This window comes from Aequorivita sp. H23M31 (assembly GCF_004022485.1).
GTDB lineage: Bacteria > Bacteroidota > Bacteroidia > Flavobacteriales > Flavobacteriaceae > Aequorivita > Aequorivita ciconiae.
The window spans coordinates 3,150,425-3,174,616 of sequence record NZ_CP034951.1 but is presented as its reverse complement, the minus strand read 5'-3'; the positions used below and the strand labels follow the sequence as shown (position 1 = coordinate 3,174,616).

The window sequence follows — 24,192 nt, the reverse complement described above, 5'->3', positions numbered from 1 at the left end:
AACTCTTTACACTCTCTCTTTTTTTAATTTATAATTTATCCAGATGAAAAATCTTTTGGTTTTATAGCACAGGAACTAAAGGAAATATTTCCTGATTGGTGATTTCTAAAAGTTTGCCTAACCATAAATTCAATAGTGCTTACAATGATGAACCTAAGACCAAACCCAAGTATTTTTCAATAAATTATACCGCATTGATACCCATTCTTACAGAAGCCATTCAAGAACAGTAACAAATAATAGAAACCCAAGAAGAAAGAATCACAAAGCTAGAAGCTCTTGTGGAGCAAATGCTCAGTAAAAAATAATATCTTCCTTAAATTCACAGTTTTCTTGAACCGCTGTCGCCTCTCGCACATGGGTTTTTAATAGAATCGGTGATCGGTGATCGGTGATCGGTAAAGCAGTAAAATTATAAAAGGAGAAAAGATTTGTCGCTAGCAAATCTTTTCTCCTTTTTAGGTTTTCAAAACAATACAGCAACCGACTTTGGACAATTCGGAATTTGGAGAAGATTTGAGATTGTAAAATTCACATATCTCTTTTAACCCATTTCATCCCCGTATTTTCATATACTACAATTGGTAATCATCTTAATTAAAGTAACTTATGTCATTTCCATAGCCTAGATTCGAAAATATTATTTAATTTTCCAAATAAAAACATGCACCCCTATATTCCTCATTTGCTTTCCGATATAGCTGCAGCTCATCAAGACGAGTCGAGTGAAGATTTTTATGTTGACGATATAAGCGAAGACCAAGCGTTTGAAAAACATATTGAAGAAGTGGAGCGCTATATCAAAGGTGGTGAACCGCCCCACACCTTTGGTTACTACTGTGGCCTCCAAACCATAAATTTTCCCCCACCAGAGCAACTTGAAAGTGATGATCTGCAAAAAGTATGTGACGCATTTAAGCAAATGATGGAGACCTGGAATCTGTCAATCGATTTTCCTGATAATCTACCCTTGCCAATGGCATATTCACTGACAGTGGATACGCTCAATGCCAAAACCGACATTCCCAAGTTAGGGATGAGGGTGTTTGATTTCTGTTCCGGGTATGCACCAGACTGTGAGTTGGAATCCTACTGCCCTTGCTTAAAGTTTTGGAATGAAGATGAAGAAGACTTGTCGTTTGATATGGATAAAGATGCTAGGGAAAACAGAGCAGAAAACAACGATTATTTGGACAAGGACGAACTGCCTTTTTAAAATTCTTTAACTAAAAACGAGGATTGAGCAAATTCAGAATTATGAATTCAGAATTATGAATTATGAATTCAGAATCCTACCACAGTGGGCAAGCTCCGAATATAAACTTCCCTGATTAGAGTTGAACGGTTATTAATTATTTTACATTTTCAAAAGACAGGCATTAATTTTTTAAATCAAACACTGAACACTGAACACTGGACACCGAGCACTGAACACTAAGCAGAGTTGTCATCCGTCATCCGTCATCCGTCATCCCACACCACTCACCACTCACCACTAACCACTCATACCTCATAACTCGAAACCTATCTGCGTCTATTATCGCCTCTCCCTTTAGAACTAGCTCCTGCCCTATTTCCACCTTCACGCCTTCTACTATGGTGAAGTGCCTTTTGTTTTTTAGCTTCTACTTCTTGGGCTTTTACATCTGCTATAGTTTCAGTAGGTTGAAAGTTGGGAAGTGTTCTTGGTTGCAACCTTTCGCCAATCAGCTTTTCAATATCCTTTAAATAGCCGACCTCATCCAAACTCACCAAAGAAATTGCTTCGCCAGCGGCTCCCGCTCTTCCGGTACGTCCAATTCTATGAACGTAATCTTCGGCGATATTCGGCAATTCAAAATTGATTACGTGTGGCAATAGTGGAATATCCAGTCCCCGGGCGGCGATGTCGGTTGCTACCAAAACCCGGACCTTGCCTTCCTTAAATCCAGAAAGCGCTTTGGTCCTTGCACCCTGACTTTTATTTCCGTGGATTGCGGCGGAAGTGATTTTTGCCTTTTCCAATTTTTCACTCAATCGATTCGCCCCGTGCTTTGTCCGGGTAAAAACCAGTACTTGTGGCCAATTCCCCTCCGAAATAAGTTTAATGATAAGATCGGTCTTTTGGTTTTTATCAACTCGGTAAACGGTCTGATCTATTTTTTCCACCGTGGTGTTTTCGGGAGTGGCTTCAACCAATACAGGATTGTGTAAAAATTCATTGGCCAATTTTTTTATTTCCTTGGAAAACGTGGCGGAGAATAATAGGTTTTGTCTTTTTGAAGGAAGCAGCGCCAAAATCTTTTTAATATCGCGGACAAAACCCATATCGAGCATTCTATCCGCTTCGTCCAGAACCAAAATTTCCACTTTGGAAAGGGTCAAGGCATTTTGCCCCACAAGATCCAAAAGTCTTCCGGGAGTTGCCACCAAAATATCCACGCCGTTTCGTAAGGCTTTTATTTGAGGATTCGCTCCTACTCCGCCAAAAATTACGGTGGAGCGCATATCGGTAAACTCACTATATTCACGAAACTCATCCTCAACTTGGGCGGCAAGCTCGCGTGTAGGTGTAAGTATTAAGGTGCGGATGGGTCTTTTTCTTAGAGACGGCTCATTGTTTAAAATTTGTAATATGGGCAGAGCGAAACCTGCCGTTTTTCCACTTCCCGTTTGTGCTGAAGCCAGCACATCTTTTCGTTCTAAAATTAATGGAATTGCTTTTTGTTGAATCGCCGATGGCGTATCATATCCTTTTTTGCTAATAGCTTTTAGCAGGGCATCGGACAGCCCAAGAGATTTAAATGACATATAATTTTTTAGATGTTAGACCGCTGCGCTACTAGATTTTAGATACTAGACCTACTGTAAAAGGTTAGTTTGTATATCGCGGCGCTTTTAGAATTCGGTCCTTTTAAAAACCATTAAAACTAAGAAGACGGTTTTAATAAGCGGCGAAGGTACGTTTAATTTTCTGGGTGGAGGTTTTTTATTTCATTTAAAAGGTTTCAAGAAAACTAGACCGCCCTTCACTAAAAAAACTCCTTTTCAAAGTGGGAGTGGAAGTCAGCTAGGGTATGATTAATACACGAATTTTTTTATACCTTTTTATTCGTGGTAAAACGCCATAATTTAAGTTTATCATTTCATTAATGTTCTGCAATTAAATTAGAGGGATTTGGACCCTAATTTCATAACTGATACATGGCCAATTTTATATTTTGTTTTAACCGTCGGGATTGCTTCTCTATCTTTGTAGCAAAACCTAAAGAAAATCCCCAATGAAAATTTCTACCCTTTCTTTCAAAGAAGTCTTATCGACGTTATTGCTTTTAATTATAAGCACATCCTTTATTCATGGACAGACTTTTGAATATAAGGATTCCGGCACGGACTTCATCCTATACGATCTTTCAATTCCAGAAGGTCAAAATACGATTGCCTATGCCGCTGGGTCCAAATTTACTTATGATACTGAAGGGATTATTATAAAAACCCAAGATGCGGGAGAAACGTGGGAGAAGATTTATCCTCTTACGGGAACTTCTACAAGTTTTGAGAAAATTGAATTTGTTACAACAGAAAAAGGATTTGTTGCAGGATATGACCTTTTTATGAAAACTGAAGATGGTGGAGAAACGTGGACCACGCTCAATGTGGGAACGAATGTTTATCTCTATAACAATCTTTCCTTTTATAATGAAAATATCGGATTCGTTTCGGCACAACTTGATGACGAACCTTATTTTGCGGTCTATCTTACAACCGATGGTGGCGATACTTGGACTCCTGCCTCTGATGTTGAAAATATTGGCGCAATCAGTATTGCCTATGCAAATGAAACCACATTATTTGGGGTAGGTGCCGATGAGCGAATTGCTAAATCGACGGACGGCGGTAATACCTGGACGGCAATTTATTCGGGAATTATCCAAAACTATTTTCTTTCAGTTTACTTTAAAGATTTGCAAAATGGCGTTGTAGCAGGCGAAGATGGATTGCTGAAAACCACCCACGATAGCGGAGCGACTTGGAGCGATTTTGCCACTGGATACCATCATTTTTATGCATTGGCTTATAAAGGGGACCAACTGATGGCCGGCGGTACAGATACTGATATTTATTTTTCTGAAGACAATGGAGAAACTTGGAACCAGATCTTTGTAGGTAACGGTCAAAACCAGTTATATGAAATTGGATTTTTTGAAGATGGTTCTGGTCTCATCGTTGGCTCGGGAGGAATAGTGATCAAGTTTGACGATGTTTTTCTGGGAACAAATAATAACGAAATTTTACAAAATGAGCTGGTGAGTTTTTATGATTCAAATTTGAATACATTCACCATTGAATCTACAAATGATAATATTGAAAACGTAAAGATCTATTCAATAACTGGCCAACATGTTGGAAACTTCGATAATGATTCTTCAATATTTAGTACGGAGGTCTCGGAATATTCGGATGGAGTTTATTTGGTGAAAGTCAGCAGTAAGAATCAAACTGGCAGTTTGAAGTTTGTAAAACGGTAGTTCTCGACTGCGCTCGAACTGACATTGTTCTGGACTGCGCCGAACTGACATTGTTCTCGACTGCGCTCGAACTGACATTGTTCTCGACTGCGCCGAACTGACATTGTTCTCGACTGCGCTCGAACTGACAATGTTCTCGACTGCGCCGAACTGACATTGTTCTCGACTGCGCCGAACTGACATTGTTCGCGACAGCGCTCGAACTGACAATGTTCTCGACTGCGTCGAACTGACATTGTTCTCGACTGTGCTCGAACTGACATTGTTCTCGACTGCGTCGAACTGACATTGTTCTCGACTGCGTCGAACTGACATTGTTCGCGACTGCGCTCGAACTGACATTGTTCGCGACTGCGCTCGAACTGACATTGTTCTCGACTGCGCCGAACTGACAATGTTCTCGACTGCGTCGAACTGACATTGTTCTCCACTGTGCTCGAACTGACATTGTTCTCGACTGCGCTCGAACTGACAATGTTCTCGACTGCGCTCGAACTGACATTATTCTCGACTGCGCCGAACTGACAATGTTCTCGACTGCGCTCGAACTGACATTGTTCTCGACTGCGCTCGAACTGACATTGTTCTCGACTGCGCTCGAACTGACAGAGTTCTCGACTGCGCCGAACTGACATTGTTCTCGACTGTGCTCGAACTGACATTGTTCTCGACTGCGCCGAACTGACAATGTTCTCGACTGCGTCGAACTGACATTGTTCTCGACTGCGCCGAACTGACATTGTTCGCGACTCGCTCGAAATAACGACACCATTTATTTCACTCGGTTGATTTAGATTTACAAACCGTGAATCCTATCCATCACGTTTTCCACCATTAAGTCGCATTTATGATTTCCAAATTCAAAGATGGAAGCATCCTTTGTGGTTTTAAATAGCTCTTCCTTTAGAAGTTTTTTTGCGCGGTGCAGGCGTACTTTCACATTGCTATCGGTCAATTTCAGACTTTCAACAATTTCCGCATTGGATAATCCTTCAATTTGATGGAGTACAAAAATCACTCTGTATTTTTCAGGTAATTGATCGACCGCCCGTTCAAGAATAACCCGGGTTTCAGATTTTATAACTTGATTTTCTGGATTCATTTGTTTGGTATCTGGTAGGTGGAACACATTTTCTATACTTTCAGTTTTACCGTAATTCTCAGATTGGCGTTTTCGTTTTCTTATAAATTGCAGGGCCTCATTAATACCAATTCGAATAAGCCAAGTAGAGAATGAAGCTTGATTATTGAATTGCCCCAATTTGAGATAGGATTTTACATAAGCTTCCTGCATAATATCCCTTACGTCATCCTCTGAAGCAATATAGCTTCGAATAACTCTAAAAAGGCGCTGATTGTAACGACGGAGCAAAATCTCGAATAATTCCTTTTCTCCCTCCAAAACGCGCATTATCACCTGCGAATCGGATAATTGGGTAATGGCAAACCTATCTGATCGAACTGCTTTCATGTTTGATGTTTCTTTTTAGATGCCACTTTTTTAATAAAGTTACAAATTTTGTAACCGAGTTGATTTATGGTCATCTAACCCCAAAGAATAATTTTAAAAATCCATATTATGACAACAATGACAAACACTTCGGAAATAAACAAAATACATACAGTTTTAAAATTTGTATTTATTATCGTTCCGATTGTGGCGGGACTTGATAAGTACTTTAATATTTTGGTGCAATGGGATTCCTATTTAGCTCCTTCAACTTTGGAAATGCTTCCATTTAGTGGAGAAACTTTTATGAAAATAGTCGGTATTATCGAAATTATCGCGGGAATAATTGTGGCAGTAAAAACACAAATTGGAGCGTACATCGTCTCCATTTGGCTATTACTAATTGCACTGAGCCTCATCTTTACCTGGTGGCATCCCGATGTTGCCGTAAGAGATATTGTAATGGCCATTTCGGCATTTATCTTGGCAAGATTGAGCAAACCTGAGATCAGCACTACATAATTTTTTTTATAATTCCTTGTTGTATGACCTTCTTTTGGGCAATAATTGTCTGAAGGGAGGTTTTTTAGTTTAAATGCTAGATGCTGAAAGCTAGTTGCTAGACTAAAGATGGGCTTGCCAACCCTTTTCAGAATTGACAGACTCGGGAAATCTATATATCGTTTGAAACGATTCCACATAAAATGGATTTTTCACCCTGAAACACATTACAAAAAATGGAAGAATTATAAGAAGTGAAAACACAGAAAACATCCGCGCAATGGCCACGTACGAATTTCTCGCAAAGAATACCCACCTATCAGAAATGAAAGTCCATAAGCAAAAAATAATTCTTTTGAAAAATTAAAGAGTGATAAGGAATGATAAAATTCTTTAGAAACATAGACGATATCACACTTCAGAATTCTTCCTTGTAATACTTTTAAAATAATTAAATTACCGCTCCTAATTACTTATCAAAAATTCCAATGAAAAACCTCTTTTCTCTATCAATTTTAGTTTTCCTCCTAGGTACTACTTCACTTTTAAACGCCCAAGAAACCTATATTCAAATTGACCCAACCTTAACCCCAGATGGACAAACCATAATTTTTAGTTACGATGGCGATCTATGGAAAGTCCCGTCAAATGGTGGAGAAGCATATAGGCTTACGGCTATGGACGGCGAAGAAACCTTACCGCGAGTTTCACCAGATGGAAAATGGTTGGCTTTTAGTTCCACCCAATATGGAAATAAGGACGTTTATGTAATGCCCATAAATGGAGGGGAAATCAAGCAACTTACCTTTCATAGTGCTGCAGATGATGTTGATAGCTGGTCGTGGGATTCTAAAGAAATCTATTTTACCTCATCTCGTTATAACCGTTTTAGCGGCTATAAGGTGTCGATTACGGGAAATACGCCCCTCCGCCTGTTTGAAAATTATTTCAACAATGTACATAATGTTGTAGTTCACCCAAAAACCGGTGAAATTTTCTTTAATGAAAGTTGGGAAAGCAAAATGTTTACCCATCGTAAACGATATAAAGGCGCATACAATCCAGATATTAAATCATACAATCCAAAGACCAAGGAATTCAAAAAACATACAAATTATATAGGGAAGGATATGTGGGCGACCATTGATAAAAATGGCTCTATTTATTTCGTTTCTGATGAAGAAAACGGCGAATATAATCTGTACACCCTTAAAGGAAATACCAAAACGGCACTTACCAATTTTGATACTTCAATTGGTTGGCCACAGGTGAGTGCTAACGGAAACAAAGTAGTTTTCTCAAAGGATTATCAAATTTTTCTATTCGATGTAGCCACGAATAAAACCGAGAAAGTCAAAATCCAGATAAATGTTAGCAACACCCTCAACAAGTCACAGGATTTTGATGTAAAAGGGGAAATCACAAATTTCTCAATATCGCCGGATAATAAAAAGATGGCCTTTATTTCTCGAGGCGAATTGTTCGTATCTGACACCAAAGGTAAATTCATAAAAAAAATAAACACCAATCCCAAAGAGCGCGTCAAGGAAGTAAAATGGTTAAAGGATAATAAAACGCTATTATTCAATCAAACTGTTTCGGGATATACCAACCTATTTACCATTTCCGCTGACGGTAGCGGAAATGAAAAACGTATTTCCAATGAAGAAAAAAATGATGTAAGTATTGTTCTAGATCACAAAATGGAAAATGCTGCATACATAAGCGGCCGGGATGAGTTGCGATTGATAGATCTTAAAACATTCAAGAGTACCACAATTTTGAAAGATGAATTTTGGGCATTGGATCCACCATCGCCTCAATTTTCACCCGATGACAACTATATTCTTTATAGTGCTTTTCGCAATTTCGAACTCGATTTGTTTACCTATCATATTCCTACTAAAAAAATCACAAACCTAACAAATACTGGAGTTAGCGAAAGTAATCCCGCCTGGTCTCCGGACGGTAAATATATTTATTTTGAATCCAATTTAACCCAGCCCCGATTTCCAACGGGGACCGCGGATACGCACATTTACAGAGTAGCTTTGGACAAATTTGACACTCCATTTAAAAGCGAAAAATTCAACGAACTCTTTAAAGAAGACGATAAAAGGGAAAAGGATAAGTTAGAAAAGAAGAAAGAGAAGAAAGAGAAAAAAGAAAAGGAAAAGGAAAAGGAAAAAGATAGTATTAAAGAGCCCATTACAATAAGCCTCAATACGAAAGATTTGATGGATCGAATAGAGCTTATAAGCCCACAGTTCGGTTCACAAAATGATGTTTTTTTAATCGATAAGGACGATACCACCTATGTGTACTTTTTTTCCAATCACGATAAAGGAAAGCAAAATCTTTGGAGAACGATTATCAAACCTTTTGAAAAGAACAAAACTGAAAAGGTTGACGACATGGTAATTGAGAACGGTCAATTATATCAAGTAGGCAAGGATTATTTCGCCTTATTAAATGGCAGTATTTATACTATGAACTTAAGTGATAACAAACTTTCCAAAATTGAAACTAAAGCCACCTTCAGAAAAGATTTGGCCAATGAATTCACGCAGATGTTTTATGAAGCATGGGCCGGCTTCGAGTCTAATTATTACGATGAAGGTTTTCACGGGGAAAACTGGCAGCAGCTCAGGGATAAGTATGCCCAATATTTACCATTCATCACCAAACGATCACAATTAAGCTTGCTTTTTAATGATATGTTGGGTGAGTTAAACACTTCCCATTTTGGTTTTTATTCCTCTGGGAAGGAAAATGAAACCTTCTACAATAGTTCAACATTAGAAACAGGAATAATATTTTCAGAACACAATCCTTACAAAGTAGAGCGTATTGTCAATGATGGACCGGCAGATATTAAGGGAATGGACATTAAACCAGGAGACGTTCTAACGCACGTGAAGGGAAAACCCGTTGATGCAACTATTAATAGAGAAAAATATTTTTCGGAGCCATCCCTGGATAGCGAAATACAATTGACTTTTAAAAGAAATGGTAAAGAAATCCAAGTGAACCTCCATCCCATCCCTTCCAATAAATTCAAGGATTTGCTTTATGACGAATGGGTTGCAACCAATCAGCAATATGTTGACAAGAAAAGTGATGATAAAATCGCCTATGTCCATATGAAAAATATGAGCAATGATGAGCTTCAAAATTTTATGAAAGAAATGGTTTCGGAAGCTTATAAAAAAGATGCGCTGATATTGGATTTACGAAATAATACAGGTGGAAATGTACACGATGCAGTTTTGCAGTTTCTCTCACAAAAGCCTTATACCCAATGGAAATATAGAGATGGAAAATTATCTCCCCAACCCAATTTTACACCTGGATCCAAACCGATGGTCCTCCTTATCAATGAACAAACGCTAAGTGATGCCGAAGTTACAGCTGCTGGCTTCAAAGAACTAGGTTTGGGAAAAGTAATTGGAACCGAAACCTACCGCTGGATTATTTTCACAAGTGCTGGCCGTCTGATAGATGGCTCAGTCTATCGATTGCCATCGTGGGGCTGTTATACTTTAAGCGGAGACGATTTAGAGCTGACAGGGGTTAAGCCGGATATTTATGTAAAAGAAGACTTTAAAGATAGACTCTTGGGCAACCAACCGCAATTGGACAGCGCAATAAATGAAATTTTAAAGGAATTGAAGAAATAGATATACTGTACCTAACGGCACAGCCTCCCCCTATTATTTTTTTGCTGCCAATATTATGTCCTTAAAGGGACAATATAATATTTTGGAATCCTCCGTAATTGTCTTCCTATAACGGCATCGATTAGTAATAATAAAAAAACATCGAAAAAATTCTCATTATCGCTATTTAAAAAATCATACAGGATCAAAGCTCAAAAAATCCAAAAAATTGCTAAAAAGGTATTTTCAACATTGCGTACCTTTATAATCTCAAAAAAATTTAGTTTAAATTATGGATATAGAACAAATCTTCAAAAACAATCAAGCTTGGGTAAATGAGAAACTTGGTGTCGATCCTGATTATTTTACAAATTTAGCCGACGGCCAAAATCCGGATATATTATATATCGGCTGTAGCGATAGTCGGGTAACCGCCGAAGAGATAATGGGCGTAAAACCCGGCGATGTTTTTGTAATGCGCAATATTTCAAATATGGTTTCCAATCTCGATCTAAGCGCAATGAGTGTCATAGACTATGCTGTAAGTATTTTGGAAGTAAAAAATATTGTCATCTGCGGACATTATGGTTGCGGTGGTGTTAAGGCGGCCATGCAATCCAAGGATCTGGGAATTTTGAACCCTTGGTTGAGAAATATAAGAGATGTTTACCGCCTGCATCGCGACGAACTTAAGGATATTGCAGACGAGGAGCAAAAATACAGAAGACTGGTAGAACTCAATGTACAGGAACAGTGTGTAAACGTAATTAAAACAGCCGATGTACAAATTGCAGTCCGTCAAGGAAAACTTGCTGTTCACGGCTGGGTAATGGATATGGCTACTGGAAAATTGATTGACTTGAAAATCGATTTCGAAAAGGTGTTGGAAGGAATTATGGAGATTTACCACTTGGATAAAGAGAATTTAAAATAGGGATTAGGGATTAGGGATTAGGAAATTATAGTTCTTTATATGAGATTTTTCAATTCTGAATTTTGAATTCTGAAATCGCAATCAAGCGTAATTAGAAGGTTTTAATTTGAGAAAAGGATTGTTTAGCTATTAGCCAGCTATCTTTTTCAAAAACAAGATATCTTAGAACCTTATTAAGCACTTCACGATTTATTAAATATTTTTTTTTATTCCTAACGGTCCATTATGAAAACGTCCTTTTTTTCGCTTTTATTCCTTTTAGTCTTTCCCTTTGTATATGCCCAATCAGAAAAAGAAAAAGCTTCTTCAACAATTACAAAGGAAAAAATAAAAGGCCACATTTATTTTTTGGCTGATGATTTACTAAAAGGCCGGGATACGGGATCCGATGAGAACAAAATTGCTGCTTCTTATTTAGCCAATTCATTACGGAGTTATGGAGTAAAACCTGTAAAACAAAATCTTAACAATTCAAATACGGAGAATTACTTTCAAGAAATCAAACTTCAGAAGACTGTGCCCTCCAAAAATTTTATTTTGACAATAGATGGGAAAGAAACTCAGTTTAAAGTTCCTATTCAAAATAAAGAGATAAACTATTCAGGAGATGCAATATTTTTGGGCTATGGCTTAGAAAGTGATTACCAGGGCAAGGATGTAGGTAAAAAAATTGTACTCATAAAATCTGGAGGACCCAACATATCCAATCCAGAAGAAGCCTATAACCTGGTAGCTCAAAAAGCGGAATTGGCAAAAGCTAACGGAGCCGTTGCAATAGTGGAATTTGTCAACACAAATGACATTATCTGGGGCTATATTGATGAGGCACTTAACAGTGAAAAGTTAGAAATTTCGGATAAATCTTTAGAAAAAAAAACTTCCCATGAATTTAGTTACGTTTGGATCAAGGATGAAAATAATAGTTATGCAAAATCTCTTGGGTCCAAGAAAAAAATAAAAGCGAATCTCATTTTGGGCGCTCCTGAAAAATTCGATATTATTTCCCAAAACATAATTGGAATGGTTGAAGGCAGCGATCCTATTTTGAAAAATGAATTCATAATTTATTCCGCGCATTATGATCATATCGGTATCGGAAAACCGGATTCAACTGGAGATTCAATATACAACGGCGCGCGTGATAATGCCGTGGGAACGACTACTGTTTTGAGTATGGCAGAAAACATGGCAAAGTATCCCACAAAACGTTCCGCTCTCTTCATTCTCTTCACAGGAGAGGAAAAAGGACTGCTTGGCAGCCAATATTATGTCCTCAATCCCGTATTGCCACTGAACCAAATGGTTTATTGTTTTAATAGCGATAATGCTGGCTACAATGATACATCCGTAATTTCTGTAATTGGACTTAGCAGAACTACGGCGGAGGAAGACATAAAAAAAGCCGCAACATCCTTTGGGCTAACGGCAATTGAGGATGCCGCACCCGAACAAAATCTATTTGATAGAAGTGATAATGTATGGTTCGCATATAGCGGAATCCCAGCGCCTACTTTCTCTTTAGGGTTTCGATCTTTTGATGGAGATGTCACAAAATATTACCATCAAGCTGGTGATGAGGCAAATACCTTAGATTATGACTATTTATTGAAGTTTTTCCAAAGTTACGTGCTGGCAGGAAGATTAATTGGCAACAATCCCGAAACTCCATTTTGGACAAAAGGTGACCATTATGAGGCTGCGGGAAAAGCTTTATACGGGAAATAATTCTAAATTCTGAATTATTTACATTCTCTCTGGAACTTGAATTCCTAGCAAAGCAAACGCACTTTTTATTACCTCAGCAATTGCTCCTGATAGTTTTACCCGAAACACCTTTTCAATTTCATTCTGAGTGGCTAAAATGGGTACATTCTGATAGAAACTATTAAACTCCTTTACTAAATCGTACGTGTAATTGGCTATTAATGCCGGACTATAATTTTCAGCCGCCAATTGAATAGTTTCAGGGTATTGTTGAAGAATTTTTATGAGTTCCTTTTCCTTTGGATGCATTTCTATGGAACTTGCACTGAGCGCAGTAGAGGGTTCGACTGCGCTCACCTTGGCATTGTCGGCCTTTCTAAGTATCGATTGAATCCGCGCATAGGTATATTGAATAAACGGTCCGGTATTTCCTTGAAAATCCACACTTTCTTCTGGATTGAAAAGAATTCGTTTTTTGGGATCTACTTTTAGAATATAATATTTCAAAGCGCCAAGACCGATCATTTTATACAATTCCTCCTTTTCTTCTTCAGAAAATTCATCAATCTTTCCCAGTTCTTCCGATATTTTTCGAGCGGTTTCTGTCATTTGATCAATTAAATCATCGGCATCTACCACTGTGCCTTCACGGCTTTTCATTTTTCCTGAAGGAAGATCGACCATTCCATAGCTAAGATGATATAAATTTTCAGCCCAAGTATATCCCAATTTTTTTAGGATCAAGAACAAAACCCTAAAGTGGTAATCCTGTTCATTACCAACAGTATAAATCATTCCACCCACATCAGGATGATCTTTGACACGCTGCACTGCTGTACCTAAATCCTGGGTCATATATACAGCAGTTCCGTCATTTCGCAAAACAAGTTTTTCATCTAAGCCATCATCCGTGAGATCGCACCAAACAGAACCATCGTCTTTCATAAAGAATACATCTTTCTTAAGGCCTTCTTCTATGATGTCCTTACCAAGTAAATAGGTATCGCTTTCGTAGTAGTAAAAATCGAAATCCACACCAATGGATTTATAGGTCTCTTCAAAACCTTTGTAAACCCAACCATTCATTTTATTCCAGAGAGCCACGGTATCTTCATCACCCGCTTCCCATTTCCGGAGCATTTCTTGAGCGTCCTTAATTATTGGCGCTTGTACTTTTGCTTCTTCTTCCGTCTTACCTTCTTCTAATAACGCAGCTATTTGTTTTTTATATTCTTGGTCAAATTTTACATAATAGTTGCCCACTAGCTTGTCTCCTTTTAGATTTGTGGAATCGGGAGTTTCACCATTTCCAAATCGCTCCCAGGCGAGCATGCTTTTACAAATATGAATTCCGCGATCGTTAATTATCTGCGTTTTGTACACCTTTTTTCCTGCAGCTTTTTCTATTTCCGAAACGGAATAACCGAGCAAGACATTTCGCACATGGCCTAAGTGAAGTGGTTTGTTCGTATTGGGCGAAGAATATTCAACCATTAATGCCTCCTTCCCCTGAGTTACTTTTCCGAAGGAAGAAAAATCCTCAATCGAATTGAAAAAATCCAAATAGTAGGAATCGCTTAAAACAATATTCAAAAAGCCCTGGACTACATTGAACCTTTCCACTTCCGAAACGTTCTCCATCAGATATTTCCCAATGGCTTCTCCAATCTGAACGGGATTTCCTTTCACAACTCTCAACATGGGAAAAACAACCGCAGTAATATCTCCCTCGAAATCTTTCCGCGTAGGTTGGAGTTCTACATTTTCAAGATTGGCGTCATAAAGCTCCTTTACTGCTGCTTTTATTTGGGTTTCTAATGTGTATTGAAGAGACATTTTTCTAGTTATGAGTTATGTTTTCAGAGCTACGAAAAATATAATATTCATTTTCTAATCCTGAAAATTGATTATCTATTACGAGCCACTGTTGAAGGGGCAAATATACACGATTTAAAATTTTGAAAAGTTTGGAAATCGGTATCTTTAATCTAAAAAATGCTGTTTCACGTTTCTTATTCAAATAAAGAAGATACTAGAAAAATAGATTCAACATTGGGAAAACCCTTCTCAATAATGCAACGTCTAAAAATGGGGGGAATTGGTTCGCCTAAATTAGTAATGCTCGACGCAAGCCTTCAGATAACTAATTTGATGAATTTGGACAATAATAGAAATGTCTGTAATATCGAGTTGCGACCAAAAGGTATTATTATAGGTTTCCGAAGCGGTCTTGATCCTTACGCACTTATTATACCCTACCACAAACTAGTGGTATACAAGGGGAGCCCTGAAGACTATTCAATTTACATGGACAATTATTTTGTAAAGATCCAAGCTCGGGATAAGGACCAGGATGTCCATCAATTTATGAAGAAACTGCTAAAGGCTAAAATTGAGAGTGGTAATGGGAGCGTTGAAGATGTTTAAAATTCCCCAATCCTTGCATAGTAATATCACAATCAAAGAAATACATTAAATCGAGAAACAATAATTTTTAGCTGCTAAATATGCACCTCTTAACAAGAATCATCCTCTATCTTTAATCAAAACTCCAGCTATTAAGGCAAGAATTCCTAAACCGATCATTGCTAAAGTCTGGTTTGAAAGACCTTCCTTGGCATTGACTTCTAACGGCCCGATACTTACAACTTCCTGAGGAACAAAAGCATTATACAAGCCTATAACGACTAGCACAACACCGACAATCATAAGTACTAATTTCAAAATTTTCATAATTTATTGGTTTTGGTTCTGCTCTAAAGATAGCTCTTTAACACATATGCGATGCTTACTGTTAACGGCTTTTTAACCTTTGTTCAATCGTTTTGAATTATCTTTAGACAAATTATTCCGTCTTGAAAATCTTACTCACCGGCGCCAATGGATATATTGGCATGCGACTTTTACCAGAACTTCTCGAAAATGGTCATGAAGTAATTTGTGCCGTCCGCGACAAGAATAGGCTTCCCTTGGACCCCGAAACTACAAGTAAAGTCTCTGTAATTGAAGTGGATTTTGCTGAAGAAGTAATTACAGAAGGATTTCCGAAGGATATTGATGCAGCTTATTATTTAATACACTCTATGAGCTCTTCCACTACAGACTTTGATGAAATGGAAGCTCGCTCCGCAGAAAATTTTAATAAATATATGGAAGCAACCGCGGTTAAGCAGGTTGTTTATTTAAGTGGTATCGTTAATGAAGAACAACTGTCCAAACATCTTTCTTCCAGAAAAAAAGTAGAGGATATTTTGTATAAAGGCCATTATCACCTCACCGTTTTAAGGGCCGGAATTGTGGTTGGTAGCGGAAGTTCCTCATTTGAAATTATCCGCGATCTATGTGAAAAACTTCCAATAATGATTGCTCCCAAATGGCTAAAAACCAAAATTCAGCCAATAGCAATCCGCGATGTTATCCATTTCCTTTATGGAGTATTAAATAATGAAAAATGCTACGATCAGTCATTTGATATAGGCGGCCCTGATGTTTTGACCTATAGGGAGATGTTAGAAAAATATTCCAAAATTCGAGGTCTAAAGCTTTGGATAATTCCCGTACCAGTAATGTCACCACGATTGTCTTCTTACTGGTTGTACTTTGTTACCTCAACTTCTTACAAACTGGCCGTTAATCTGGTGGATAGTATGAAAATGGAAGTTGTTGCAAAAGATAAAAAACTTCAGGAGATTTTGGATATTAAACCCATTTCCTATGAGGAATCCATTAAAAAAGCATTTGAAAAAATAGAGCAAAATCTAGTTGTTTCCAGTTGGAAAGATTCATTGGTAGCTGGGCGGATAACCAATCTTAAAGAATATATACAAGTACCAACTTATGGTTGTCTAAAGGATAGAAAAGTTGTAAAAATTGACAATCCTGAGCAAGTGCTGGAAAATATTTGGTCTATTGGCGGAACCCATGGCTGGTATTATGGAAACACTCTATGGAGATTACGCGGATTTATGGATAGACTTGTGGGTGGCGTTGGGCTACGCAGAGGACGAACAAACCCTAATAAAATATTTACGGGAGACGCTCTTGATTTCTGGCGAGTTTTATATGCGGATAAACAAAATAAGAGGCTGTTACTTTTTGCCGAAATGAAATTGCCAGGAGAAGCATGGCTCGAATTCTGTATTAATGACAAAAATGAATTTATACAGACTGCCACCTTCAGGCCCAAGGGACTTTGGGGAAGACTTTATTGGTATTCAATGCTTCCCTTCCACCATTTTATTTTTGATGGGATGATCCGCAATATCAGCAAATATCAAAAACCTTCCTGATTAGGCTTTCGGGAGGAATACCTCTGCCATCATACACCGTGCACTTCCGCCGCCACAGGTTTCGATAGTGCTAAGATCACTGCTAAGGATCTCACAGCTTTCCTCAATCATTTTAATCTGTTGGTCGGTCAATGAGCTATGGGCGTCTGCACTCATAACCAAATATTTTTTGTCCCGACCTTGTACCTGGAGCATGTTTCCAGCAAAATGGTGCATTTGGCTCTCAGTTATGGCGATTACCTTTTTTCTATCCTGTTTAAGATGTTTCAATACATTATTACGTTCGGTGGCATCGTCAATACTATCAAGGCAGATTACACAAAACTCCTCTCCCAAACACATCATAACATTCGTATGGTAAATTGGCATTCTATTGCCATCCACGTTTTGGTATGCAGTAAATATTACGGGCGTATATTCAAAGTCCTCGCAAAACTCTATCAACAATTCCTCGTCTGCCCTCGCGGAAAGAGCGCAATACGCCTTACGATTCACGCGATCCATTAAGATACTTCCAGTTCCCTCAAGAAAAAAACCTTCCTCCTCTGCGGGTGTATAATCATAGACATCTTTAATTACAAAACCCTCATTTTCCAAACGGATCAAAACCTCTTCCCTACGTTCTCTCCTTCGGTTTTCAGCAAACATTGGATAAAGGGCTATATCCCCATTCTCATGAAAACTAATCCAGTTATTCGGAAAGATGGAATCTGGGGTATCCATTCGCAGATCATCATTTTCTACTATTACGTTTACCCCAACATCGCGCAGCTTTTCTACGAAAGTATCAAACTCCGCTTGTGCCTTTGTGTTGATTTCGGCATTTTTTATATCCAGATCTTCTTGGAAATAATTATTTACCGCTGTCTGCTCGTTCATTCTAAACGCGACCGGGCGGATCATAATAATAGTGTCTGTAATTTGTTTTGTCAATTTACTGAAATTTAAGCTGCAAATTTAACCCATTTTCCGCATGAAAAAATTAAATTTAATTAGTAAATTCCATTGAAGAAAGTTGTCGTCCCTTACCAAATAACTTCTTTCTTTTTATACTCCCATTCAATAACTGTTTAATAAGAAATTATGGATACTTTAAAAAACTTAAGAGAAGAACTTACTGCGGAATATATCACTACCCAGAATTTTCTGGAGGGCTTTCCAACGAATAAAAATGATTATGCCCCACATTCAAAGAGCATGAAACTTGGGTCGCTCACCAACCATATACTGGATATTTTTGGCTGGCCATATATTATTTTAAATACGGATTTCATTGATTTATCATCAGATTACAAGCCCATTATCGGTGAGGATAAAAAAAGTTTACAGGATAAATTGGACTCAGAGTTCAACAAATCTATCACAGCATTGGAAGAGGCCAAAGAAGAAGATCTTGAACCACAATGGAGCATTCGTAAAGATGGAATAAAGTTAATGGAATGGAGCAAATATGGTGCGATGAGACAGGGGCTCAATCAAATAACTCATCATCGTGCTCAATTGGGGGTTTATTTCAGATTGTTGGATATTCCTGTTCCAGGTAGTTATGGTCCTTCTGCAGATACAACTACTACTTAAAATTTCAGATTTATATTTCAAATTGAATAGTGAATGAAAAAACTCTCGCCATTTACCGCGAGAGTTTCGATTTATGATCTTAAGCGATCAAAAAAAATCCACTTTAAAAATTACGAATTAGGACAGCAGATTTTTATTCAGATTTCAAAAATAAAATTAGGCGGTCTTTATGTCATTTTCATCGTTGATCCGATCAAAATCAGACAGAAGGTGTTTATAAAACCGCTCATTGAATACTCCTTGTTCAACACAGCCTAAAAGAGTTTCCTCTAAGTCCACATAATTTAATTTTTCCAGCAGAGCATCTCCAAAATTACGGAGATCAATGGTAGAACCTGTTAAAGGCTTAGAATTCCAAGTGGAAATGCTTTTAGTAGCGTAATTTATTTCTACATCCAAAACCCCAAATGAAAATTTCAAAAAGGATTTGTGAAAGTTTTTAAATTCCTCATTTGGCTCCATTACAAAATCGCAACTATCCTTTATGAGCAACCTGATTTCTCTTAATACTATTTCACTTTCATCATCCATAACCTTCGATTTTAAGCTAAGTTACGTCGATAAAAATCCGCTGAGTATATGGAAAATGGGGTTTGGCTCTAATTTAACTAGCAAATAGAAAAATGGTTAAGAATTTTATGGATTTTAAAGTTCCGTGTCGAATCTTTGACTTTCCCAGTTTAAATAGCCTCCGTCCATATCATAAATTTCCTTAAAACCCTTATCTTTTAATATTTGGGCCGCCTTTGCACTTCGTTTTCCACTTCGGCAATAAACGTATATAGGTTCATCTTTGTCCAATTTTTCAATCTGTTTGGCGAAATCGTCATCGGTAACGCAAATATTTTGTGCATTTTTTAGGTGGCCTTCCTTAAATTCTTCTAAGGTACGTACATCAACCAATTGATGGGGAGCATCATCATAAACCGCTTCCTTAACCTCTTGGGGTGAAATAACTTTAATCTCCTTTGCCGAGCTAGTGTCCTTACAAGCAGTGAAAAAAAACAGCAGCGACAGCGCTACGATTGATACTATATTCTTTTTAATCATAACATTTTATTTTACAAGTTCTCCCTTCCAAGCCATTATACCTCCCATCAAATTGTAGGCGTTCTTTATTCCCAAAGCATTAAACAAGGCACAAGCCTGTCCACTTCTTCCTCCCGAAAGACAATAGATATAATAGTTTTTTGATTTATCCAACTCTTGGGCTTTCGCATAGAAGTCAGATGTATTTTGAATATTGAGTTTTATGGCACCAGGAATAAAGCCTTCTGCAACTTCCGCGGGAGTACGCACATCGAGGATTACGGCATTATCGTCGCTTTCCAACTGCTGGCACCACTGTTCTTGAGTTAAATTTGTCATTACTTAAAATTTAAGGTGCAAAAATAAGGAATCATAACGAAGAAATCATTCCGATGAAATCAAAATCAAAATATTAAGCTTTTTTCCATAAACGGGAAATACGAATTATATTTGGATCAATTAATTGTGAAGATCTTTACCTACGTCACAACCATCTCACTTTCACCATATAATATAAAATGTCCGTAAAAAATTCTACACGACTAAAAGTTCTAGTTATAGATAATTACGACAGTTTTGTTTATAATCTAGTCCACTACTTAGAAGATTTGGATTGCAAGGTAAGTGTAAGACGAAACGACCAATTCCTTTTGGAAGAAGGCATACTTTTCGATAAAATACTTCTTTCTCCCGGCCCTGGAACTCCAGAAGAAGCCGGTCAATTAAAGGAAATCATCCGGCGATATATAGGTATAAAACCCATTTTGGGAGTGTGTTTGGGCCAACAAGCAATCGCGGAAGTTTTTGGCGGTAAATTGGAAAACTTAGAACAGGTTTTCCATGGGGTTTCCACTGAAGCCACAATTCTCTCGGAAAATGAACCACTTTTTAAAGGTCTTCCTAAGAAAATAGAAGTTGGTCGCTATCACAGTTGGATAGTCTCCAATATAGCCTTTCCCGACGAGTTGGAAATTTCCTCAATTGATGAGAATGGGCATATTATGTCTCTTAGACATAGATTCTACGACATCTGTGCAGTACAATTTCACCCAGAAAGTGTACTTACCCCACAGGGAAAAGAGATAATTAAGAACTGGGTTGAGGAATGAGGTAAAAACCAAATTCCAAGATCCAAATACCAAATACCAGATTTTGAAAAACAGTTGAAGAATTCTAGATGTAGTTTCTATTTGATTTCAACTTGCCGATAAACAGAAAAATTTCCATTTAGACCGCATGGCCGGCAGGCAGGTTTCATTTTCGATTTCGATTTCATTTTCGATTTCGATTTCGATTTCGTTTTCGTTTCCGATTTCAATTCCGTTTTCCCCCGCTTTAACCATAATTTGGCAAGAGTTTAATAGTGATTCTTGATTGCATTGATTAATTTAGGCTTTAGAACCTTATGCTTGTTCGTTTAAATATCTAAAATAAGTTTTTGTCACCTTGAGCGCCGTCGAAAGGTTAGATAAAAACGTCTCGACTGCGCTCGACGTGACAATCATACTCCATAATTTAGGTGTTATACTCAATAAGCATTATAGAATTTTAAACCAGAAAAGAAAAAATCATGGAAAAGAAGTTTGAAAGAAAAACGGAACAAAAAAATCCCACCAATCCCACGGGAAACGTAAATCAAAAAACAAATAAGTTTGATATTGATGAAAAGACCATTAAGAAACAACAAAATAAGAAATAATGGGAAAAGGTGATAAGAAAACCAAACGCGGCAAGATTAATATTGGCAGTCATGGAAAATTGAGACCGCGAAGAAAAAAATTTAACGTACGCCCTACTCCCGTCAAGGACGCACAGACAAAGGAGGGTTAGAATGTTAACTCGGCGATCATTTACAAACCTGTCGTCAATTTGACTTTTAAAATAGCTCTCTCCAAAAAGACGATCAAAAACTCACAAAGGGTTTTCGATCGTCTTTTTCTTTATCTAAATGAATTCCGGAAACGCAGTTTGAAATCATATATTTGCAATTCATTTTTTAAACAATTCCATGAATCGAGCTGTTTCTGGATTTTCCAAAAAATCTAAGACTGAAAAAATTGCATGGCTTGCAGCCAACTACCTGCAGGAAAATCCACATTTTATCCAGATTCTGAAGAATTACTGGAATGAAGATACTGAATTACAGCAGCTTCACGATGATTTTATTGAAAACACACTTTCCAATTATTATCTTCCTTTTGGTATAGCACCTAATTTTTTGATAAACGGCGAAATCTATGCAATCCCAATGGTTACAGAGGAAAGTTCTGTAGTCGCCGCGGCAAGCAATGCGGCTAAATTTTGGATGGATCGCGGTGGATTTCATGCTCAAGTAATCTCTACGGTAAAAAATGGACAGATCCACTTTAATTTTTTTGGAAGTGAAAAAGATATTGAGGAATTCTTTAATGACGTAAAGCCGAAACTTCGCCAAAGCATTCAGTCCCTAGAAAAGAACATGCAGGGCCGGGGCGGGGGACTTTTAGACCTTTCTTTTGTCGACAAATCACATATTCTGGAAGGTTACTTCTACATCCATGCCACATTTGAGACCTTGGATGCAATGGGGGCAAATTTTATCAATAGTTGCTTGGAGAAAATGGCGCAGACTTTTGAAGAGGAAGCCCGAAATTATGAAGCTTTTCAAAAAGTAAATGAGTTGCCCGAAGTGGTAATGAGCATTTTATCGAACTACGTTCCTGAATGTGTAGTGCGCGCCGAAGCTAGTTGCCCCGTTGAAGATCTTACTACAAAACATCATAATGGGAAACAGTTTGCACAAAAGTTTATCCGGGCAATAGAAATTGCAAAAACAGAAACCCGTCGTGCCGTAACTCACAATAAAGGGATAATGAATGGTGTAGATGCAGTAGTGCTCGCCACCGGAAACGATTTTCGTGCGGTGGAGGCGGGAGTACACGCTTATGCTGCAAGAAACAGTTACTACGGAAGTCTGACACACGCAAAAATAGAAGACGGTATTTTTACTTTCTGGATAGAATTGCCGTTGGCCATTGGCACCGTTGGTGGATTAACATCCCTTCATCCATTGACAAAACTTGCCTTTGAAATTTTGCAAAAACCGGATGCAAAACAATTGATGCAAATAATAGCCGTCGCCGGCCTTGCCCAAAACTTTGCCGCTCTACGTTCCCTGGTAACCACCGGAATCCAAAAAGGGCATATGAAAATGCATTTAATGAATATCCTAAATCAATTTGAGGCTTCTAAAGAAGAGAAAGAACAGGCGTTGGAATATTTTAAAGTAAACCAGGTTTCGCATAATGCTGTGGTTGCGTTTTTGGCGAAATTGAGGGGATGAGGGGATTTATTGTTTATTGTTTATTGGGTAAATTAGACTTTGCCGCTTGGGGATTTAGCTATCTTAATTATTACGGAAAGTTGCAGACAAAATCCAGGTGAATATTTCGCCACAATACCTTGTCAGTTAAACAATTAAATGATCAGACTTTTTTGAATTAACTTTGGCATTGATTGAATATTAAGAAATATTTTCTTTAACTATATCTATCATATTTCGACTACTATTTTGTTTAAATAATACATCAAAATCAATCATTCCTTTGAATAAATCCTTCCACAGTAACGGAAAATTATTGCTCACTGGCGAATATGTGGTACTGGATGGGGCACTTGCACTCGCAATTCCTACAAAATATGGGCAGTCATTGGAAATTGAATTTGCGGAAAAAGCGGAAATTCACTGGGAAAGTTTAGATGAAAAGGAAGAGATTTGGTTTAAGGAATCGTTCAAACTGGAAAATCTACAACCTTCCAATCCGGAAAACAAATATTCCCAGACTCTTTCAAAGATCCTTCAAGAAGCAAGAAATCTCAATCCAGGTTTTCTTTCTACCAATTCGGGAATTGAGGTAAGGACTAAATTGGATTTCCCCAGAGTTTGGGGACTTGGCACATCTTCTACATTAATAAATAACATCGCACAATGGGCAAGCGTAGATGCTTTTACTCTTCTCAATAAAAGTTTTGGTGGCAGTGGTTATGACATAGCCGCCGCACAGCACAACTTTCCCATTTTGTATAAATTGTTGGAAGACAACCCTCATTTTCAGAAAGTTAATTTAGAATGGGATTTTAAAGAATCTTTATTTTTCATACACCTAAATGAAAAACAGGATAGCAAGGAAGGAATTGCCCATTACAGAAAAACTGAAATTCCAAGGGAAATAATTCAGGAAATATCGGTAATCGGAAATCAACTTTTACAGATTACGCAACTATCTGAATTTCAGTATTTAATAGATCTACACGAAGAAATAATTTCTAAAATCTTAAAACTGCCCACCATCAAATCTCGAATTTTCCAGGATTATCCTCATTCAATAAAAAGTCTGGGGGCTTGGGGAGGAGATTTCGTATTGGCAACAGGCACTTTTTCAGAAATGGAATATTTCAAAAATAAAGGATTTAAAACCATCATACCTTTTGGTGACATGATTCGATAAAAACCTAAAACCTCTTCCGCTTAAATAAGCTACCCACAAAATATTAGTTGCCG

General features: G+C 37.7%; 24 protein-coding genes. 15 read left to right on the top strand and 9 right to left on the bottom strand.

Translation table 11 applies throughout. The features are described from left to right. Positions 1–30 precede the first annotated feature (30 nt). Together EI546_RS16790 and EI546_RS13895 are read left to right on the top strand one after the other, a co-directional pair. The gene (locus tag EI546_RS16790) at positions 31–102 is read left to right on the top strand and encodes a tail fiber domain-containing protein (RefSeq protein ID WP_128251629.1); all 72 of its coding nucleotides are present in this window, start codon (positions 31–33) and stop codon (positions 100–102) included. Positions 103–664: 562 nt separating this feature from the next. Beyond that, on the top strand, positions 665–1,216 hold the full coding sequence (locus EI546_RS13895; RefSeq protein ID WP_128251110.1) for a hypothetical protein: 552 nt from the start codon (positions 665–667) through the stop codon (positions 1,214–1,216). 308 nt (positions 1,217–1,524) lie between these two features. On the opposite strand, the gene EI546_RS13890 is transcribed toward EI546_RS13895, so the two are convergent. Next, complete coding sequence (locus EI546_RS13890) at positions 1,525–2,790, bottom strand: DEAD/DEAH box helicase (RefSeq protein ID WP_128251109.1); 1,266 nt, start codon at positions 2,788–2,790, stop codon at positions 1,525–1,527. A gap of 470 nt (positions 2,791–3,260) precedes the next feature. Here EI546_RS13890 and EI546_RS13885 point away from each other — a divergent pair, with 470 nt between their 5' ends. Beyond that, positions 3,261–4,508 (top strand): YCF48-related protein, encoded by a 1,248-nt coding sequence (locus EI546_RS13885; protein WP_128251108.1) that lies wholly within the window; start codon positions 3,261–3,263, stop codon positions 4,506–4,508. A 796-nt stretch (positions 4,509–5,304) separates the two neighbouring features. Here EI546_RS13885 and EI546_RS13880 read toward each other — a convergent pair. Beyond that, complete coding sequence (locus EI546_RS13880; RefSeq protein WP_128251107.1) at positions 5,305–5,979, bottom strand: RNA polymerase sigma factor; 675 nt, start codon at positions 5,977–5,979, stop codon at positions 5,305–5,307. Positions 5,980–6,087: 108 nt separating this feature from the next. On the opposite strand from EI546_RS13880, the gene EI546_RS13875 reads away from it, so the two are divergent. From EI546_RS13875 to EI546_RS13860, 4 genes are all read left to right on the top strand, one after another. Further along, positions 6,088–6,480, top strand: coding sequence for a hypothetical protein (locus tag EI546_RS13875; protein WP_128251106.1), 393 nt, complete (start codon positions 6,088–6,090; stop codon positions 6,478–6,480). A 467-nt stretch (positions 6,481–6,947) separates the two neighbouring features. Then, positions 6,948–10,139, top strand: coding sequence for a S41 family peptidase (locus EI546_RS13870; RefSeq protein WP_128251105.1), 3,192 nt, complete (start codon positions 6,948–6,950; stop codon positions 10,137–10,139). Positions 10,140–10,410: 271 nt separating this feature from the next. Next, positions 10,411–11,052 (top strand): carbonic anhydrase, encoded by a 642-nt coding sequence (locus EI546_RS13865; protein WP_128251104.1) that lies wholly within the window; start codon positions 10,411–10,413, stop codon positions 11,050–11,052. A 225-nt stretch (positions 11,053–11,277) separates the two neighbouring features. After that, positions 11,278–12,777 carry a M28 family peptidase gene (locus EI546_RS13860; RefSeq protein WP_128251103.1) on the top strand — a complete coding sequence of 500 codons (1,500 nt, stop codon included), beginning with the start codon at positions 11,278–11,280 and terminating at the stop codon, positions 12,775–12,777. A gap of 18 nt (positions 12,778–12,795) precedes the next feature. On the opposite strand, the gene argS is transcribed toward EI546_RS13860, so the two are convergent. Beyond that, complete coding sequence (gene argS / locus EI546_RS13855) at positions 12,796–14,592, bottom strand: arginine--tRNA ligase (RefSeq protein WP_128251102.1); 1,797 nt, start codon at positions 14,590–14,592, stop codon at positions 12,796–12,798. Between the two features lie 237 nt (positions 14,593–14,829). Between argS and EI546_RS13850 the strand changes: the two genes are divergently transcribed. Next, positions 14,830–15,183 carry a hypothetical protein gene (locus tag EI546_RS13850; RefSeq protein ID WP_317127425.1) on the top strand — a complete coding sequence of 118 codons (354 nt, stop codon included), beginning with the start codon at positions 14,830–14,832 and terminating at the stop codon, positions 15,181–15,183. Between the two features lie 99 nt (positions 15,184–15,282). Here EI546_RS13850 and EI546_RS13845 read toward each other — a convergent pair whose 3' ends face one another. Continuing rightward, positions 15,283–15,489: a hypothetical protein gene (locus tag EI546_RS13845; protein WP_128251100.1), complete on the bottom strand. Its 207-nt coding sequence runs from the start codon at positions 15,487–15,489 to the stop codon at positions 15,283–15,285. A 122-nt stretch (positions 15,490–15,611) separates the two neighbouring features. Between EI546_RS13845 and EI546_RS13840 the strand changes: the two genes are divergently transcribed. Next, a complete protein-coding gene (locus tag EI546_RS13840; protein ID WP_128251099.1) occupies positions 15,612–17,045 on the top strand; it encodes an SDR family oxidoreductase in 1,434 nt (477 codons plus the stop codon). On the opposite strand, the gene ctlX is transcribed toward EI546_RS13840, so the two are convergent. Continuing rightward, positions 17,046–17,948 (bottom strand): citrulline utilization hydrolase CtlX, encoded by a 903-nt coding sequence (gene ctlX, locus EI546_RS13835; protein WP_128251628.1) that lies wholly within the window; start codon positions 17,946–17,948, stop codon positions 17,046–17,048. A gap of 180 nt (positions 17,949–18,128) precedes the next feature. Here ctlX and EI546_RS13830 point away from each other — a divergent pair, with 180 nt between their 5' ends. After that, complete coding sequence (locus EI546_RS13830; RefSeq protein WP_128251098.1) at positions 18,129–18,623, top strand: DinB family protein; 495 nt, start codon at positions 18,129–18,131, stop codon at positions 18,621–18,623. Positions 18,624–18,779: 156 nt separating this feature from the next. On the opposite strand, the gene EI546_RS13825 is transcribed toward EI546_RS13830, so the two are convergent. The 3 genes from EI546_RS13825 to EI546_RS13815 form a co-directional block, all read right to left on the bottom strand. Then, positions 18,780–19,154: a hypothetical protein gene (locus tag EI546_RS13825; RefSeq protein WP_128251097.1), complete on the bottom strand. Its 375-nt coding sequence runs from the start codon at positions 19,152–19,154 to the stop codon at positions 18,780–18,782. A gap of 114 nt (positions 19,155–19,268) precedes the next feature. Beyond that, a complete protein-coding gene (locus EI546_RS13820) occupies positions 19,269–19,673 on the bottom strand; it encodes a rhodanese-like domain-containing protein (RefSeq protein ID WP_128251096.1) in 405 nt (134 codons plus the stop codon). A 6-nt stretch (positions 19,674–19,679) separates the two neighbouring features. Next, entirely contained in the window at positions 19,680–19,991 is a 312-nt protein-coding gene (locus tag EI546_RS13815; protein ID WP_128251095.1) for a rhodanese-like domain-containing protein, read from the bottom strand. A 179-nt stretch (positions 19,992–20,170) separates the two neighbouring features. On the opposite strand from EI546_RS13815, the gene EI546_RS13810 reads away from it, so the two are divergent. Further along, positions 20,171–20,761: an anthranilate synthase component II gene (locus tag EI546_RS13810; protein WP_128251094.1), complete on the top strand. Its 591-nt coding sequence runs from the start codon at positions 20,171–20,173 to the stop codon at positions 20,759–20,761. An 87-nt stretch (positions 20,762–20,848) separates the two neighbouring features. On the opposite strand, the gene EI546_RS16280 is transcribed toward EI546_RS13810, so the two are convergent. Beyond that, positions 20,849–20,995: a hypothetical protein gene (locus EI546_RS16280; protein ID WP_164905245.1), complete on the bottom strand. Its 147-nt coding sequence runs from the start codon at positions 20,993–20,995 to the stop codon at positions 20,849–20,851. A gap of 227 nt (positions 20,996–21,222) precedes the next feature. On the opposite strand from EI546_RS16280, the gene EI546_RS16625 reads away from it, so the two are divergent. The 4 genes from EI546_RS16625 (at position 21,223) to EI546_RS13795 (ending at position 24,139) form a co-directional block, all read left to right on the top strand. After that, positions 21,223–21,351, top strand: a complete 129-nt coding sequence (locus EI546_RS16625; RefSeq protein WP_262707629.1) for a hypothetical protein — start codon at positions 21,223–21,225, stop codon at positions 21,349–21,351. Further along, complete coding sequence (locus EI546_RS13805; protein WP_128251093.1) at positions 21,351–21,482, top strand: 30S ribosomal protein THX; 132 nt, start codon at positions 21,351–21,353, stop codon at positions 21,480–21,482. Before EI546_RS16625 ends, EI546_RS13805 begins: the two co-directional genes overlap by 1 nt. A 178-nt stretch (positions 21,483–21,660) precedes the next feature. Next, a complete protein-coding gene (locus tag EI546_RS13800; RefSeq protein WP_128251092.1) occupies positions 21,661–22,974 on the top strand; it encodes a hydroxymethylglutaryl-CoA reductase, degradative in 1,314 nt (437 codons plus the stop codon). A 262-nt stretch (positions 22,975–23,236) separates the two neighbouring features. Continuing rightward, positions 23,237–24,139 (top strand): GYDIA family GHMP kinase, encoded by a 903-nt coding sequence (locus EI546_RS13795; protein WP_128251091.1) that lies wholly within the window; start codon positions 23,237–23,239, stop codon positions 24,137–24,139. Positions 24,140–24,192 lie beyond the last annotated feature (53 nt).